The sequence below is a fragment of the Spirochaetota bacterium genome, assembly GCA_040756435.1.
GTDB lineage: Bacteria > Spirochaetota > UBA4802 > UBA4802 > UB4802 > UBA4802.
The window spans coordinates 46945-63397 of sequence record JBFLZD010000009.1 but is presented as its reverse complement, the minus strand read 5'-3'; the positions used below and the strand labels follow the sequence as shown (position 1 = coordinate 63397).

Genomic DNA, 16453 nt, shown 5'->3' with positions numbered 1-16453 from the left:
ATTAATCAACTTCCTGTGAATTAAAGGAACATCGTATAACCCTGCCGCCTCGCAGTACAATACAATTTTGGATTACTCCATTATTTTTTTTCAATAGTGCAATCACGTCCTGTAACGATGCAATACGTACACCATCAATTGACTGTATGATATCACCTTTTTTTAATACATTGTAAGCAAGCCCAAACTGAAGAACTTCTACAATAACCACACCATTGCGGGAATCATCCACGGTTATTCCATAACTGGACTGCAATGCAGTAAGCCATTGGTTACTTTTTTTAGCAGTCGTTTTTTCCTGTAACACAAAATTATATGTTATCAACTGCCCATCCCGTGCAATAACTAATTCAACGGGTGAGCCCACCTGTTTAGCATGAATTGATTTCACCAGGTCTGAAATTTTTTTTATCGGTACACCATCAACCCTGCGTACAATATCACCAACTTCTATACCTGCACGGGAAGCGGGTGAACCTTCAACAACCGATATAATTTCAACCTGCGTTTGTGTGCCATCTTTTATGAATTTTTCCTGAACTAAAAATCCAAGCCAGCCACGGCGTACTCTGCCATATTGTATGAGTTCACCAACAACCTGTTTAACAATGGAAGCAGGAATGGCAAAACTTATTCCCTGATATCCGCCTGTCTGCGTTCGTATTGCAGTATTGATGCCAACAAGCTTTCCGTTAAGTGACACAAGGGGCCCACCCGAATTACCCGGATTAATAGGTACATCAGTCTGGATATAGTCTTCTATATCAGCAAAGCCAATGTCACTGCGTCCAACCGATGATACAATACCACCTGTTACCGACTGTTGCAACCCAAAAGGATTACCTATTGCCAGCACCCATTGGCCGGGATATACCTTTTCATCTTCAAACTCTATTGCCTGTAATTGATTTGCGGTGGGATGCCGTACCTTTAACAGTGCAATATCCGTTTTTTCATCCACCCTATAGATACTTCCGTCAGAAAATGATTCAATTTCACATTCAGTGCCATCTGCTAAATTAATCTGATATACAGTACCCTTGGAAACAACATGATAGTTGGTAACAACATACCCTTTTGATGAAAGTATAGTGCCCGATGCATAACCAACTTTTCTATAATGCCCTTTTTCAACAACAAATACCTGTATACTCACCACTGATGGGCTTGCTTTTTGTGCAGCAGCAATGAATTTTTCACTGACTGCGTCCTGTGCATAAGCAGGTGATAAAGAAAAAATTATTACGATAATTGCATATAGTTTTGTCACACCATCACTCCAGAAAAAAAATAATACCATGAGCTATCGCACTACTGTAAAATAGTCATTATTTTTATCAATGGTATATTTTTCAAGGTCAATCTTTTTTCCATACGGTGTATAGGGATACTTTTTTGTAACTTCTACACCGGCAAAAAGTGAATATATCCCAACAGCAATGCCCTCAGCAACATTATCTAAATGATTATTGATAATATTTCGTGTATATGGTCGCGCCAAATACCCAAACTCAATAAATGCATTAATTGCATTGATATGTAGCGGTACTGACCATATTGATATATACGGTGGCGCAAGCCGCTGGTCTTTATGTCGCAACCCCTTTGAATAAAGATTGTACAGCACAAATCGTATGATCTCATTTGAAGCATAGAGATTGTCACCACCATATCCTTCAAATCCTGAATCACGGCGATACTGTTCATATTTGCTTTGCTCTCGAGCAAAGAAGGCATTCTGAGGAATAAATTGTTGTATATCGTTTGCATACGGCGTGTTAGGTGGATGTTGTTTTGCAATATGTGCCCAGCCAGGTGGATCATTAAAAGCCCACTGTACCATATTATACCTGTAGCCTCTGAAGCCTTCAGTATCAATGCTATAATCATTTTTTATCCGGTAGCCTGTAAAATACATAACAACATCATTGCAATACCAAAAAAATTCTGATTTACGTTCATTCTCAGTAAACCAGTCAGCATATTTACTGTGATAAAAAAAGGACCTGTCAGCAATTGCACCCTGGAGGTACTGCAACCCCTTATATAAAATACTGTATGGTGCTGCAATGACTGCATTCATACCACGAAAGTACGGTGAGGAATTCAAAGCAAAATGTATTGAAACCACCAGATGTGGCTTAAGGCTATTAATATAGCTTATCCTGCCTTCTTTAAGCGTACCGTCATTGCCAATAAAATCAAACAGCCGGTATGGCGCATTAGGTTCTTTATGAATTAAATGTGAATTTAATGATGGGCCCCTGCTCATGAATACCTGTATGTATACCCTTTTCACAGGCTTATCAGTATATTTTTGCAGTATTGTATAAAATTTTTCAAAATCCCCATTGGGCGATAGTAACTGTAAAAGTGCCTCAACTCGTTTAGCTATTTCATACGTATAGATATGCTCATGATAGTCCTTATACGACGCCCCCTCACGATAAACATCCAGATATTTCATTGAAAGCACATCAAACCTGTCCCCATACTTATCTTTTGGTATGGTTGCTTTGCCGCCATGGCCAGGATCAAGCACTACGCGGTATAGTGGAAATTCTAATCTGGGTGTGGAAATCTGGAATGAAAAGATAGTAATAATAATTACCACAAGAAATACTATTATTTTTTTTAAGCAATCAACTTTTGCCATTCTATAGTGCACCGCTCTCTGAAAAAAAGATAGTATCATGAAAAAGGCTGCCTTTTTTAAGACAGCCTTTTAGCACTATACAGTAATTCTTACAACAATACCTATTTGGCCGACTGTTGTGGTTGATTCAAAATTCTGTTTAAATTGTCAGCTTTATCCAGATCATATTTGCCTTTTGCATTTTCTGGATCAATATCTTCCAATATTTGAATAGCATAGGTTTTGGCCACTCTGAAATGTTTTACTGCGGTATCATATACATGGTCATCCATCATATTCTGTCCATCATCAAACTGACCATAGGCTATGCGCAGACGCGCAACATTTTTGAATAAAACTTTATTGCGGTCAGGGTTTGATCTGCTTCGTTCATCCAGATCCAGGTCAAGAATTTTAGTAGCACATTCATTGAGCAATGCCTGGGTTCTCTGCTTATATACTTCGGCTATTTTTTTGTATAACTCATAAATATCCTTTCGGTTTTTTTCAAGTTCTACCTGGGCATAAATGATATCGCGCTTGTAGTAATAATCCATTCCTCTTTTATACCCTTCATATATTGCCTGGTAATCTTTATCCCAGCCCTGATCTTTGTAGTTGGTTATGATAACTTTTAACATATATATTTTGTCTAAATTTGATTTCTTTAAAAACTCAACCCGTTCCAGTGCATGAAAACGTGCTAAATAATTTTCTTCAGGCCGTGTTGCTTCCGTAAACTGCTGTTTTTCGGCCGGTTGTGCCTGCTGTGCTTTTACCATAGGTGTAAACTGCAGTGAAAGAACCAGAGCAATTGCCAAAACAAAAAGTATGCTTTTCTTTTTCATTGTATTACTCCTTTAATTGAAATTAACATATAATATTTTTTAGCATCCATGCGTATACAATTAGCTATATTGAAAATAAATCTACTACTCAGCCTGTTGTTTAGCAAGTATTTTTTTTATTAATCAATAATTTTTTATACTACAATAATAATTCTTACATCCATCACATTGGTATTAGTTGGGCCTGTTTTGATTAAATCACCCAGTTTTTCAAAAAAGTGGTATGAATCACTATTATTGATATAATCATCTATATTCAATCCAAGGTGTTGTGCTTTTTTCACTGTTGTTCCATCAGCCAGTGCACCTGCTGCATCGGTTGGCCCATCAGTACCATCAGTTCCCACACTTGCAGCAATAATTGATGTATCTTCAATTAACCGTGCTATCTGTATTGCAAATTCCATATTACGACCACCCAGTCCTGAACCTTTTACTACTACCGTGGTTTCACCTCCACTGATGATACATGCAGGTTTTTTAAGTGGATTGCCGGTTTTAATAATTTCATGAGCTATGGCACTATGTAAACCTGCAACCTGGCAAGTATCTCCTTCTATCATTGAAGATAAAATGAGTGAATTATATCCCAGATCACATGCCTTTTTGTATGCTGCCATGCATGCAATGATATTTGAAGCAATAATACTATTGTGAACTTTTTCAAATATATGTTTGTCTTTGGGAGTTTCAGGAACTTCACCATTTACCCCTTTTTCAATATGATGAATTATTGACGGGGCAACCACTTTTTCCAGCTTATACCGCTGCAAAATGGAAAGGGCTTCTGCATAAGTACTTTCATCAGGAACAAATGGCCCTGATGCAATGATGTCCATGTCATCACCCACTACATCTGACATCATGAGGTTTATCACTGTTGCGGGATATGCTGCCAGCGCTAAGTTACCACCTTTTGTTCTTGATAGGTGTTTGCGCACAATATTTAATTCCTTAATTGTAGCTCCGCTTTTTAATAGCCTTTGGGTTAAATCCTGCTTTTCAGCAAGTGTAATGGGTTTCACCGGATATGGCAACAGTGCCGATCCTCCACCTGAAATGCACGATATTACAAGGTCATTTTCACCTGCTTTTCCTAAAAGATCAATGATCTCCTGAGAGGCTTTCAATCCATTTTCATCCGGCACAGGATGAGCTGCTTCACGAAGGGCAATATGGGAAAGCTTTTCACGGTACCCATATTTTACAACAATGACCCCTTGCGTTATACTATCGCCCAAAATATCCTCAACCGCCTTTGCCATGGGTGCAGTTGCTTTCCCCGCTCCTACTACATAAATATGCTTGAAGGCAGATAGATCAAACTCACTGCCATCCTTTAACCGTAACGTATTGCCTTCCCGCATCAATGACGATCGTACAGCCCCATAGGGATCAACTGCCTCAATAGCCTTTGAATAAATGGCCTTTATGTCTTCACGGGGATTCATAGTGTATCACGTATCTACAGGTAGTGTTATATACTCACCATTGAGACACACTGGTATGAGTCCTCCAGTGGCACCAACAGTTGCATCCACAGGACGTATTGCATGCGGAGTGCCTTTTGGGATATACACTGCCGCAGGAGTTGCAACCTGATACGTTTCATCACCAAGCATAACCTCAAAGGTAATTGCCTTTTCGTCACCAATCATCAAGTACATTTCATCAAAGTCATGCTTATGTGGTGTTGCCCTGTCCATCTTTATGGCAATATCTTTCATCTCCTGCGTAATTGTTTTGATATACAAATACAGTGCCCATGCATTGGCTTCTGGCACAAGCTCTCTTCCCATTAGCACAGGATATGGAATAACCTGGCTGAAATCGTGGTTGGGAAGTTCATTAACATTTATTGTTTTTTGCACAATAAGGTGTTCGTACTTGCCCATACATCATCCCTCTACGTGTATAAACTATTACATGATAAATACATAACAAAATAGTTGCATTTACATACACTATTTTAGTATATTTATTATGATGGTTATTGATTATAATGTCAAACATTTTACTGATGAATGAAACAACACAAATTGCTAAACTATAAAACAAATTGAAAATATAGTGTTTGTGAGTAATTATACTCTCGTTCACCATAAATACTATAGGTTTACTATTTGATATATCTATACAAGAGAAAAGGGAACAGTATGATACCATTGTTAAAAAAAATTACGTATACATGTATATGTTTATTTTTTTCAATCAGCATGCTTAATGCAAAAACCCTGACGGTTATCTTTCCGTTTTGCCCGGAAGATCTGGCTCAACAATCTTCCATATTATTTGAGTCACTTAAAAATATGACTATTGAAGGTGTTTCAATAGATAGCATGCAAAAAGTCAGCTCATATAACTCCATTCTGGAATTAAACGATGACGGTGCCCGCTTGACAATTAAAAAATTTTCCAATAAACACAAAACTGACTATGTCCTTTTTTCGGAGCTATCGCATTCAGTGGGGCAGATAAACATTGAATATAAATTGTATTCACGGGAAAATGATGATTTCATCACAACATCGTTTGACTGGGCTTTGTATACCAGCATTCATCTTTCCGCAAAAAATCTTGAAAAGCAACTATCGCTTATACTGCAAACAAAAATAATAAAAATCAGCAATGTAGTAGCTCTGGGCGATAGTTCCTTAAATCAGATTACCGTGAATTTTGAAGTCTATGGCAATAGCAGTTCCTATGCCATACTGCGTTCGCTTTTAAAAGAAGGACCGTATGATTCTATAGCCACCATTTCCACCACCACCTATACTGATACCGATGTTCAGCCAGGAATTGTTTACTGGTACAAAGTTCAGGCTTTACAGGAAAGTTTTGTTATAGACAGCTCACCACCTGTATCAGCATATATTACACGGGAGAACAAGGAAAACCTTGACCTTGATAAGGTTCTATCGCAATATAAAAAGCCTGAGGAAAAGCCTCAGGATGAAGAACAGAAAGCCCTGATGAAGGCACATATCGATATGATTAAACCGCAGTACATGAATTCAGTTAAATTGAGAATCATCATGCAGGTTGTAAAATCATATATTTCTAAAGGGCAGCTTACTGTGTTAAAGGACTTTGATACAATAGTAATGGATACTGAAAATAACGTTGTGTACTTTATTAAAAAAAATAATTATGTGGTAAAACTGGAAACTAAAAAGCCGTTTGAACTGCTTACAACAAGTAACTACGATATAGAGCTAATTCAAAAGCTTTTGCTCAATGCTATTGCTTTTGGGGCACAGGATGGCACCATTGAAGTAACTGATGATGAGGGATATACTGTACAGCTTCCGCTATATCAATCAATAGGGATTGCAACAACATACTTCAAGGAATATAAAAACTGGGCTGGTAATACCATTCTATGGAGTACATCAAACAAGGAAATCAAGGCAAAGATGAAAGAGTATTCCAATCAGTGATGTAACTTTAAATATTTACATAAACAGATGTTGATAAAATGTCGATAGTATACTAAAGAATATAGTATCGTATAAACCGGGGCTACAGGAATATACATTACAGTAACGAGTATGTTATTTAAACGAAAAAAGAAAACACTTCCTGATGTATATGAGTTTACTGATGATGACGGCAAAAAATGGCTGCAGACATCTACAAAGGACCTTTTGTCATCAAAGGAACTCAATGACATCATTAAGGAAATAGAAAAGGAAAAAGACGAAGGTGAAATTGTTATAGCTCGCATTGATTTTAAGAAAGTCAATAAAGAGTATTACGAACGCATTGTTGAACTTGAAGAAAAACTTAAAAAAAGAACCGAACTGCTAAAACGCGTTGTTAAAGAATCACGTGAAACCATAGACCGCAAAAACAAAAAAATGAAAGAACTCATTGAATATATCAAAAAGCTGCACCTTCTTTTGGCCTATTATAAGCTCTCACCTGAAGATTTTAATAAAATTGATTTTACTAAAGCATATACCCCGGCACCGGAAATGCCTGCCCTTCCTCCTTCTATTGAGGTAAAAGAAAAAACCATTGAATATGTACCAGTTACAGAGGAAATTTTACAGGATTGACATATTTTTTATCATCAAATTAGATTAATTATTCCTAAAATGTAGAAATATGAACAAAATATAAAATACTGTACACCGCCGCCGAAGGCGGCGGGGGTGTACAGTATATTCATTATGAAATTATTTTAAGGAATTATTACTGATCAAATTATGTACTCCATTTTAATTGAAGTACTATTTACTTTTACTTGACTGTTTACAGTAGCTGCAATTTCTTTGTTAGTACTATCACCAAACTTTTGGAGGAAAAGCGGTGGCACTTAAAATATTCAATACACTTACCCGACGTCTTGAACCATTTATACCTGGTGGTGTACCAAAAGACAACATAGAAGATTATCCGCCTGTTACCATATATTCGTGCGGCCCCACTGTGTATAGCTATGCACATATAGGCAACTTCCGCACTTTTGTGTTTAACGACTTTTTGCGGCGCTATCTTAAATTCAGAGGCTTTAAGGTTAATCACGCCATGAATATCACAGACGTTGATGACAAAACAATAGCAGGTGCACTGAAAGATGGCATAACACTTAAGGAATATACTGACAAATATACCCATATATTCTTTGATGACCTGAGAACCCTTAACATTGAACCCGTTGAGCATTATCCCCGTGCTACTGAATCCATTGATGCTATGATAGATATCATAACCCATCTGGACAAAAAAGGGCTTATCTATGAAAAAGATGGTTCCATCTACTTCAGTATTGCAAAATTCCACCGGTATGGGCGCTTAAGCAATGTTACCAATATGGATATTAAAGCTGGTGCCCGCTATGATGCTGATGAATACAGCAAAGAGGATGTGCGTGACTTTGCACTGTGGAAAGCACCAAAAGACAATGAACCATACTGGGATACCCCGTTTGGCAAAGGAAGACCTGGATGGCATATTGAATGTTCAGCAATGGTGCGCAAAATCTTTGGCACCACTATTGACATTCACACAGGGGGCGTTGATTTAATTTTCCCGCATCATGAAAATGAGATAGCTCAGAGTGAAGCAGCTTACGATGAGCCATTTGTGCGCTACTGGATTCATGTTGAGCACCTGCTTGTAGAAGGCTCAAAGATGTCAAAGTCACTGGGCAATTTTTATACCCTGCGCGATTTGCTTGATAAAGGGTATAGCCCACGAGCAATCCGCTACCTGCTTTTAACCGCGCATTACCGTAAACAGCTCAATTTTACATTTGATGGGCTTAATCAAGCAACTCAGGCATTGCTAAGAATTGATAACCTCATTGCACGACTTGGTGACATTAACCATGATGCGCCTATCAATCAACAGGTTATTGATAGATGCAATGCATTGTTACACACATTCACCGAAACCGTTGATGATGATCTGAATATTGCCGGAGGTATTGGTGTGTTCTTTGATTTTGTCCATGACATAAATACAATGATCGATACCGGCGCAATACATAAAACCGATGCAGCGCATGTAATAAGCGTAATAAAAAAAATAGACACAGTATTTGGATTTATTTTCTTCCCTGAAATTATTAATATAAGTAAAGAAGAAATTGAAGCCCTTATTGCAGAACGTAACAAAGCTCGTAAAGAAAAAAATTTTGCAAAAGCTGATGCCATCCGTGACGAGCTTCTGCAAAAAGGGATTATAGTACAGGATACCAAAGAAGGTACACGGTGGATACTCAAATCGTAGCAGGCCGCAAGGTGGTACTTGAATACCTTTCCACCCTCGAGGGGGATGCAACACTGTATGTGTCTGAATCCGCACACGGAAAAATCATCGACGTTATTATTTCTGCGGCCCACAGTAAACATATTCCCGTACAGAAGGTAAATAAAAGCTGGTTTGCTTTGCACTGTGATACCAATCATCAGGGTGTTGCTCTTGTCATGAACTATTGCCCCAAAAAGGAAGAAAAACAATTTGAGTTAAAAACAATTGCTTCCAGTCACGGTGTTATTGTGGCCTGTGATGAGATAACCGATCCGCACAATATTGGCTCCATCATCCGCACAACCGAGGCCCTTGGCGGCAGTGCAGTAGTTGTAACAAAAGCACATGCACCCCAGATTACACCAACCATCATCAAAGCATCAGCGGGGGCTACGGCTCATATCCCGGTCCACCAGGTACCTAACTTAGCACGATTCTTAGATGAAGCTAAAAAGGCAGGATTCTGGGTTATTGGAACAAGCGACAGGGGCACTCAACCAATCAGTTCTATTGCTACCTATAAACCTGCAATTGTAGTCATTGGCAGCGAAGGAAGCGGCATGCGTCAGCTAACGCAAAGCTTGTGCGATGTCATTGTATGCATTCCACTGAAAGGTAAAGTATTATCACTTAACGCATCGGTTGCTTGCGGTATTGTGTTGTGGGAACTATTAAAAGAATAAATCATATTTCAATATTTTTCCCTGTTGCCTGCCACTTTTCCATTAAATAGGATTTATACTGCTCAAACACTACAGCCTGCTGTTCCACCAATTCTTCAGCTTCAAATGAATTCATAGAAAGCGTTTCATTAATGAATGACGCTATGCGTCCAAAATACAGCGGCACCATAAGATTTATAAGCCGTACCTTATTAATTTGCCAGGTATGGTAAATTGCTGCAAGCTCATATACAATCTTAACCCATATTTCAACGGGCATGTTAAAACTTTTTACATCCATTTGAGCTGAATTGTTAAGTGCTGCAAACACCTGGTTACTGAACATCTCTTTATACAGAGCATTAAACTGCATAAAGCCTGTTTTATATTCATCAACAAGACGCTGCAGATTAACTTCGATTGCCTCAGGTTCAAGCATATCAATATCACCAAAGGTGTGCACCGGTTTGCTACCTTCAATATTTTTCCAGTATGGCTCATAGTGCTCCATAAGCCTGAAGAGTGTCCCTATAACCTGTACAAACATTGGACCCAACGATTGCGCCGGATCTTTGGCATCATGTATTTTTACTCCTAAATTTGCCTGACACACTTCTACGTGGCTTACGATTGCATTGACAGTCATGAATATATCAATACCAAACCGCGCAATGTCGGTGGACCACACCGGCTTATCTAAATACAACTGCGCCAGCCTATTTGAAAACGTAAAGTCACCACCTATGGGCTGGCGTATGCGTTTGCCAAATACCGCACGTATTATATTATACACAATATTATTGGTGATAGTACCGTCATATTTGTACCGTGTATATACAGGTGCTACAAATTCATATTTTTTTTCAAGTACGGGCGATAGTAACCGCTGAACCCACTGCGGAGAAATACTGCGCAGGTCAGAATCAACCACCATACATGCTTCCACATTAAGAATTTTTGCCGCTTCAAAAATTGCTCTGAACGCAGATCCCTTCCCTGCAATACCCCGATAAATCTGAATAATGCGCTCCTGCCACGGTTTTAATTCAATTGATTGGGCAATATCCCGTGTATCATCAGTGGAACCACCATCAGATACAAAGATTACTGGCCGCAAGTCTTTGTAATAGGTAAATAGCCCATCACTTACCATGGTCATGACATTGGCAATGGTTGCTTCATTATTAAAGCATGGTATGCCAATAAGGATATCTGCTTTCTTTATTTGTTCAAGCCGTTTGATGATAAACGGACGTAATGCTGTTGAGTATTCCATAATGAAAAGTATACAATATCCTGATTCAATAATCAAGAATTTTAATACTATCCACACATGTAATGGAGGACTTTATTAATACAAGTGTAGTATTTATTTTTATCCTTACTCTCCCCATCTCTGCGGTCTCTGCGTGAGACCAACTGATACATCACGCAGAGTACGCAGAATGCGCTGAGATACTAGAGAGAAAGTGGAATTTGAGGGGCAGAGCTTTATTGGATAGGATGATACGTAAGCCATAATGGGGTCATAGCATTGTAAGTAGATCCTGAATCAATCCTGAAATGAATTCAAGACAAGGTTCAGGATTATATCTGTTATTCACAATAAAACCCCGAAGGGGTGATAGTATTGTAAGGGGTCAGAGCATACTATCTTCACAACCCCATCACAACATCACTCTAACCCCGGAGGGGTGACATCATTGTAAGGGGTCAGAGCCACACTCTCCCCATCCCTGCGGTCTCTGCGTGAAACAAAGTAATGCATCACGCAGAGTACGCAGAATGCGCTGAGATATTAGAGAGAAAGTGGAATTTGAGGGTCAGAGCCTAATAAGTAGATCCTGAATCAATCCTGAGATAAATTCAGGACATGGTTTCAGGATGACCCGGTGTTATTCACTACAAAACCCCGAAGGGGTGAAATTATTGTAATGGGGTCAGAGCATACTATCTTCACAACCCCATCACAACATCACTCTAACCCCGGAGGGGTGACATCATTGTAAGGGGTCAGAGCCACACTCTCCCCATCCCTGCGGTCTCTGCGTGAAATAAAGTAATGCATCACGCAGAGTACGCAGAATGCGCTGAGATATTAGAGAGAAAGTGGAATTTGAGGGTCAGAGCCTAATAAGTAGATCCTGAATCAATCCTGAGATAAATTCAGGACATGGTTTCAGGATGACTTGTTGCCTATACGTCATTCCGGTCATCTCTTTTTATCATTCCGAGCAATCCTTTATGTCATTTCGAGCGAAGCGAGAAATCTTTGCCTCCAACTTTAAGATTTCTCAGTCACTTCGTTCCTTCGAAATGACAAAGTAATGTGTCATTCCGGGCTTGACCCGGAATCTTTATCCTCATCATTGTAGATCCTGAATCACGTTCAGGATGACTCATTGTAATTACATTATGGATCACGTTCAGGATTACTGCACTAAATCAATCCTGAAATTAATTCAAGACAAGGTTCGGGATTATATCTGTTATTCACAATAAAACCCCGAAGGGGTGATAGTATTGTAAGGGGTCAGAGCCTTAAAAATTTTTATTGACGATTATGCACCAATACGACAACCATTGTTTATTATCACATTATTTAATTTAAAACGAGGAAACAATTATGAACTATAGAGTAGTAAAACAATTTTGGGTAAATACCGTTGACAATATTTTTAATTTCTTTTATAAGATAGTAGACTTTATAAAAATCTGGGCTGATGTATTCTGGGCATTTCTTGATATCTGGTATCACTTCTTTGCCATATTTGGAAACCTGTTTCTGTACATATATTATATTTTTCTTTTCATCATTGACAAAACAACCGAATCAGGAACAAACATAGTTTTGACAAGCCGCCTACCCAAACGCGTACCTTTTAAGCCACAAAAAGCGTATATTAAGGATAGCTACAACCCCATTCCTGCTATGTATGGCGTAAAAAATGTGGCAGAAATTGCTACCAGCATTACCCCCATGCGAACAGCCCCTAAAGGCACCAAGACTTCAATTATTAAAACTATGCTTTCAGCACTGCGCGATTTTGTTGAATTTATCATTGACCTGTTTAAAAAACCAGTAAAAGCTATAGCTGATTTTGCTGCTCGCCGCATGAAACCTGTGAAAGAAGAACAGCACAAAACCGGCAGTTTAATAGAAGAATATATGAAGGAATATGAGCAAAAGCGCAGATAATGCGCTTTTGCTTTTTTATGTTAATGCTTAAACGCTCTCTGCCCTGTAAATACCATTGCAACTTTTGGATTTGCTTCATTACAGGCCATAATGCTTTCCCAATCACGTATTGAGCCACCAGGCTGTACAATTGCAGTAATCCCCTGTTTTATACCCACATCAACACCATCTCTGAAGGGAAAGAATGCATCCGAAACCATACTTGCACCAATAAGCCCGCCTTTTGCTACTTTTGTTGCTTCATCTATCTCAATTTTATCAGCTTCTTTACGTATTCCTTTTTCAACTTCAAGTGCTAACTGATAGTATGAAATACCATATTTATCAAAACAGAGTATATCAGCATATTTAGTATACGCCTTTTGAACAGCAATTTCAGCAACACCTACCCTGTCCTGTTCACCAGTACCAATCCCTACAGTAACACCATCTTTGACATATAATACCGAATTAGAAGTAACACCCTGTTCCACAAACCAGCCAAACAATAAATCTTCATATTCTTTTTCAGTTGGTAGCCTGTCAATTTTGTACAGCTGACCCTTATATTCCGCCTGTGCAGGCTTCAAGTCTTCCTTTTTATTAACAATATTTATGGGCGATTGCTGCACAATAATTCCGCCATCAATGAGCGACTTGAAATCAACAAACCGCATGGTTTTATATTCTTCCAGTCTGTCTATTCGTTTTATCTGCACTATACGCAGGTCTTTTTTCTTTGAAAGGATATCCATAACCCCTGGCTCAAAATCAGGAGCAACCAGTACTTCCAAATAATTAGCTGAAATAAGCTGTGCAGTCTCTTTGTCGACAGCTCTGTTAAATGCAACACAGCCGCCAAATGCTGCTATGCGGTCAGCCCTGTTTGCCCTGTTGTATGCATCTGCAATTGTTAAGCCATACGCAACGCCACAGGGATTGTTATGTTTTACAATAACTGCTGCAGGTTTTTTCATCAGGTATTTTAATATATTGAGTGCATTGTCAATATCAGTAAAATTAATCTTGCCAGGATGCTTTCCAAACTGAAGCATCATTGATTCATCAATGCCGCTTACCAGCGAATGCCCCGGTGTAATGAACGCACAATCGCCCAATACAAGATTACCATTGACAAGCTCATATAATGCCGCTTCCTGCCCGGGATTTTCGCCGTAGCGTAAACCCTTTTCAATGAGCTGCCCTTCATCATTAATCTTCCATGTTCGCTTTCTATATACAAGTGTTTGATTGCCAAAGGTAATGCTCATGGTATCAGGGAAATGGTCATCCATGATGGTACGATATGCTTTTTTAAGATCTTCCATACACTGCATCTCCTGAAAAATAGAATATACACCTATACCGCTTCACCATATCGCTGCAAGCACTCATTTTGTAAAGCCAAAATTCTCTGGCGTAAATCTTCCATTGCCTGCTCAATGGTATCAACGGTATAATCACTGGTTGGCATCTCTTTGCCAACAAGCACATATACCTTCCCGGGATTAATATCACCTGACTCAGGTTTAAGCCGCTGATAGGTACCGTGTATATAAATAGGAACTATCGGCACTCCTGTTTCAATGCATAAATAAAACAAGCCTTTTTTAAACGGCTGTAATACTCCTGTGCGGCTGCGTGTACCTTCAGGAAATATCATGATGCGATTACCTTTCCGTATTTTAATGGCAGCCAATTTCATGCTTTCAATTGCCCGCTCCCTGTTTTTTCTGTCAATAGGGATGTAGCCACTTAACGTCATGTGCCATCCCATAAATGGGATCTTGAAAAGCTCCTTTTTTGCTGTCCAGCCAAACTTTACTGGTATAATAGCACTGAGCAACCATACATCAAAAAAGCTCTGATGGTTTGATGCAAATATCTGAACTTTATCTTTAGAAATATTTTCAAGACCTTCAACCTGATAGCGAATGCCGCAAAACCAGAGTATATTTTTTGACCAGTTCTGCATGCAGAAGTGCGCCAGGTTACCCTTTGGGCTTACAAACCAGGAAAAAAGGGAGATAGTTCCCCAAAAAGCGGTATCAACACCAATGAAAAGCCACGCCATATACGTGTAACCCTTGCGTATCACTGGATTCATAACGGCCTCCATAATTCAACAATTTTAAAATTGTGAACATATTGTGAAAAACGCAAGGATTACACTACAATTTATCACGAATGTCAACTACTAAATTACAATCCCATCATTTTTGAGACAATCATTTTCATCACTTCGGATGTTCCTGCATAGATTGTCTGAATCCGTGCATCAACATAAAATCGTGACACAGGATATTCAGTACAGTACCCATAACCGCCAAAAAGTTGCAAGCAACGGTCGGCAACACGCTTTGCTGTTTCACATATCCAGTACTTTGCCATGCAGGTTTCTTTGACAACATCTTCACCCTGAATGTGATGCAGTATCAGGTCATCAATAAAACTACGGCCAACAGCAATTTCCGAAGCCATTTCCGCTATAGTAAACTGTGTATTCTGGAATTTTGACAATGGTTTTCCAAAAAGTTTGCGTTCTTTTACATAGTCGATAGTTATTGCTAAACATTTTTCCATGGCTGCCTGTGATGCTAAAGCACATACTAATCGTTCCTGCTGTAATTTTTGCATAAGGTAAATAAACCCTAATCCCTCCTGGCCTAAAAGATTTTCTTTTGGTATGCGACAGTTATCAAAAAATAGCTCTGCTGTGTCCTGTGCTTTTAAGCCTATCTTTTTTATTGCTTTCCCCTTTGTAAATCCAGGTGAACCGTTTTCCACAAGAAAAAGGCTTACAGCTTGATGGGGTGGTGCTTCTTTTGACGATTTTGCTGCTACTACTACAAGGTCTGCTAATATGCCATTGGATATAAATGTCTTCTGGCCATTGAGTACCCAGCTGTCGCCATCCAGGGTTGCACTGGTTTTCATTGCTGCTAAATCTGAACCTGCCTCAGGCTCGGTCATGGCCACTGCCAGAATTATATCACCAGACGCACACCCTGGAAGATATTTCATCTTCTGTTCTTCTGTGCCAAACGAATAGATGTATGGTGCCACTATGTCGTTATGTAACGGTATCATGAATGAACTGGCACCACTATAAGCTAATTCCTCACTCACTATCACCGAATACAAAAAATCTCCACCGGGCCCACCATACTTTTCATCAAGCCAGGGAAGAAGTAACCCCAACTCACCACATCGCTTCCACATCTGTCGTGGCACTATACCTTCTTCTTCCCATTTGTCGTAATGCGGCATGACTTCTGTTTCAAAAAATTTTCGCACTGTTTGCCTGAATATATCATGTTCCTGAGTAAATTGTATGGAACGTTTCATTGTACTCTCCTTTGAAAATAGA

14 protein-coding genes are annotated in these 16453 nt (G+C 39.1%); 5 read left to right on the top strand and 9 right to left on the bottom strand.

Going from position 1 to position 16453, the window contains the following annotated elements:
* Window position 1: 1 nt before the first annotated feature.
* From AB1444_04350 to AB1444_04330, 5 genes are all read right to left on the bottom strand, one after another.
* Window positions 2-1270 carry a trypsin-like peptidase domain-containing protein gene (locus AB1444_04350; protein MEW6525883.1) on the bottom strand — a complete coding sequence of 423 codons (1269 nt, stop codon included), beginning with the start codon at window positions 1268-1270 and terminating at the stop codon, window positions 2-4.
* A gap of 33 nt (window positions 1271-1303) precedes the next feature.
* Window positions 1304-2695: an N-acetylmuramoyl-L-alanine amidase gene (locus AB1444_04345; GenBank protein MEW6525882.1), complete on the bottom strand. Its 1392-nt coding sequence runs from the start codon at window positions 2693-2695 to the stop codon at window positions 1304-1306.
* A gap of 62 nt (window positions 2696-2757) precedes the next feature.
* The gene (locus AB1444_04340) at window positions 2758-3483 is read right to left on the bottom strand and encodes a hypothetical protein (GenBank protein ID MEW6525881.1); all 726 of its coding nucleotides are present in this window, start codon (window positions 3481-3483) and stop codon (window positions 2758-2760) included.
* A gap of 134 nt (window positions 3484-3617) precedes the next feature.
* Window positions 3618-4934: a glycerate kinase gene (locus tag AB1444_04335; GenBank protein ID MEW6525880.1), complete on the bottom strand. Its 1317-nt coding sequence runs from the start codon at window positions 4932-4934 to the stop codon at window positions 3618-3620.
* A 6-nt stretch (window positions 4935-4940) separates the two neighbouring features.
* Window positions 4941-5378, bottom strand: coding sequence for a hypothetical protein (locus AB1444_04330; protein ID MEW6525879.1), 438 nt, complete (start codon window positions 5376-5378; stop codon window positions 4941-4943).
* Window positions 5379-5639: 261 nt separating this feature from the next.
* Between AB1444_04330 and AB1444_04325 the strand changes: the two genes are divergently transcribed.
* The 4 genes from AB1444_04325 (at window position 5640) to rlmB (ending at window position 9926) form a co-directional block, all read left to right on the top strand.
* Window positions 5640-6923 (top strand): hypothetical protein, encoded by a 1284-nt coding sequence (locus AB1444_04325; protein ID MEW6525878.1) that lies wholly within the window; start codon window positions 5640-5642, stop codon window positions 6921-6923.
* Between the two features lie 111 nt (window positions 6924-7034).
* Entirely contained in the window at window positions 7035-7544 is a 510-nt protein-coding gene (locus tag AB1444_04320; protein MEW6525877.1) for a hypothetical protein, read from the top strand.
* A gap of 253 nt (window positions 7545-7797) precedes the next feature.
* On the top strand, window positions 7798-9222 hold the full coding sequence (gene cysS, locus AB1444_04315; protein MEW6525876.1) for a cysteine--tRNA ligase: 1425 nt from the start codon (window positions 7798-7800) through the stop codon (window positions 9220-9222).
* Window positions 9204-9926 carry a 23S rRNA (guanosine(2251)-2'-O)-methyltransferase RlmB gene (gene rlmB / locus AB1444_04310; GenBank protein ID MEW6525875.1) on the top strand — a complete coding sequence of 241 codons (723 nt, stop codon included), beginning with the start codon at window positions 9204-9206 and terminating at the stop codon, window positions 9924-9926. The genes cysS and rlmB overlap by 19 nt, the downstream gene beginning before the upstream one ends.
* 1 nt (window position 9927) lies before the next feature.
* On the opposite strand, the gene AB1444_04305 is transcribed toward rlmB, so the two are convergent.
* Window positions 9928-11181: a glycosyltransferase gene (locus tag AB1444_04305; GenBank protein MEW6525874.1), complete on the bottom strand. Its 1254-nt coding sequence runs from the start codon at window positions 11179-11181 to the stop codon at window positions 9928-9930.
* Window positions 11182-12531: 1350 nt separating this feature from the next.
* Here AB1444_04305 and AB1444_04300 point away from each other — a divergent pair.
* Window positions 12532-13104 carry a hypothetical protein gene (locus tag AB1444_04300; protein MEW6525873.1) on the top strand — a complete coding sequence of 191 codons (573 nt, stop codon included), beginning with the start codon at window positions 12532-12534 and terminating at the stop codon, window positions 13102-13104.
* Window positions 13105-13124: 20 nt separating this feature from the next.
* On the opposite strand, the gene AB1444_04295 is transcribed toward AB1444_04300, so the two are convergent.
* The 3 genes from AB1444_04295 to AB1444_04285 all read right to left on the bottom strand — a co-directional run bounded on the left by AB1444_04295 (window position 13125) and on the right by AB1444_04285 (window position 16431).
* A complete protein-coding gene (locus AB1444_04295) occupies window positions 13125-14411 on the bottom strand; it encodes an IMP cyclohydrolase (GenBank protein ID MEW6525872.1) in 1287 nt (428 codons plus the stop codon).
* A gap of 32 nt (window positions 14412-14443) precedes the next feature.
* Window positions 14444-15190 (bottom strand): lysophospholipid acyltransferase family protein, encoded by a 747-nt coding sequence (locus AB1444_04290; protein MEW6525871.1) that lies wholly within the window; start codon window positions 15188-15190, stop codon window positions 14444-14446.
* Window positions 15191-15285: 95 nt separating this feature from the next.
* Window positions 15286-16431 (bottom strand): acyl-CoA dehydrogenase family protein, encoded by a 1146-nt coding sequence (locus AB1444_04285; GenBank protein ID MEW6525870.1) that lies wholly within the window; start codon window positions 16429-16431, stop codon window positions 15286-15288.
* Window positions 16432-16453: the final 22 nt, after the last annotated feature.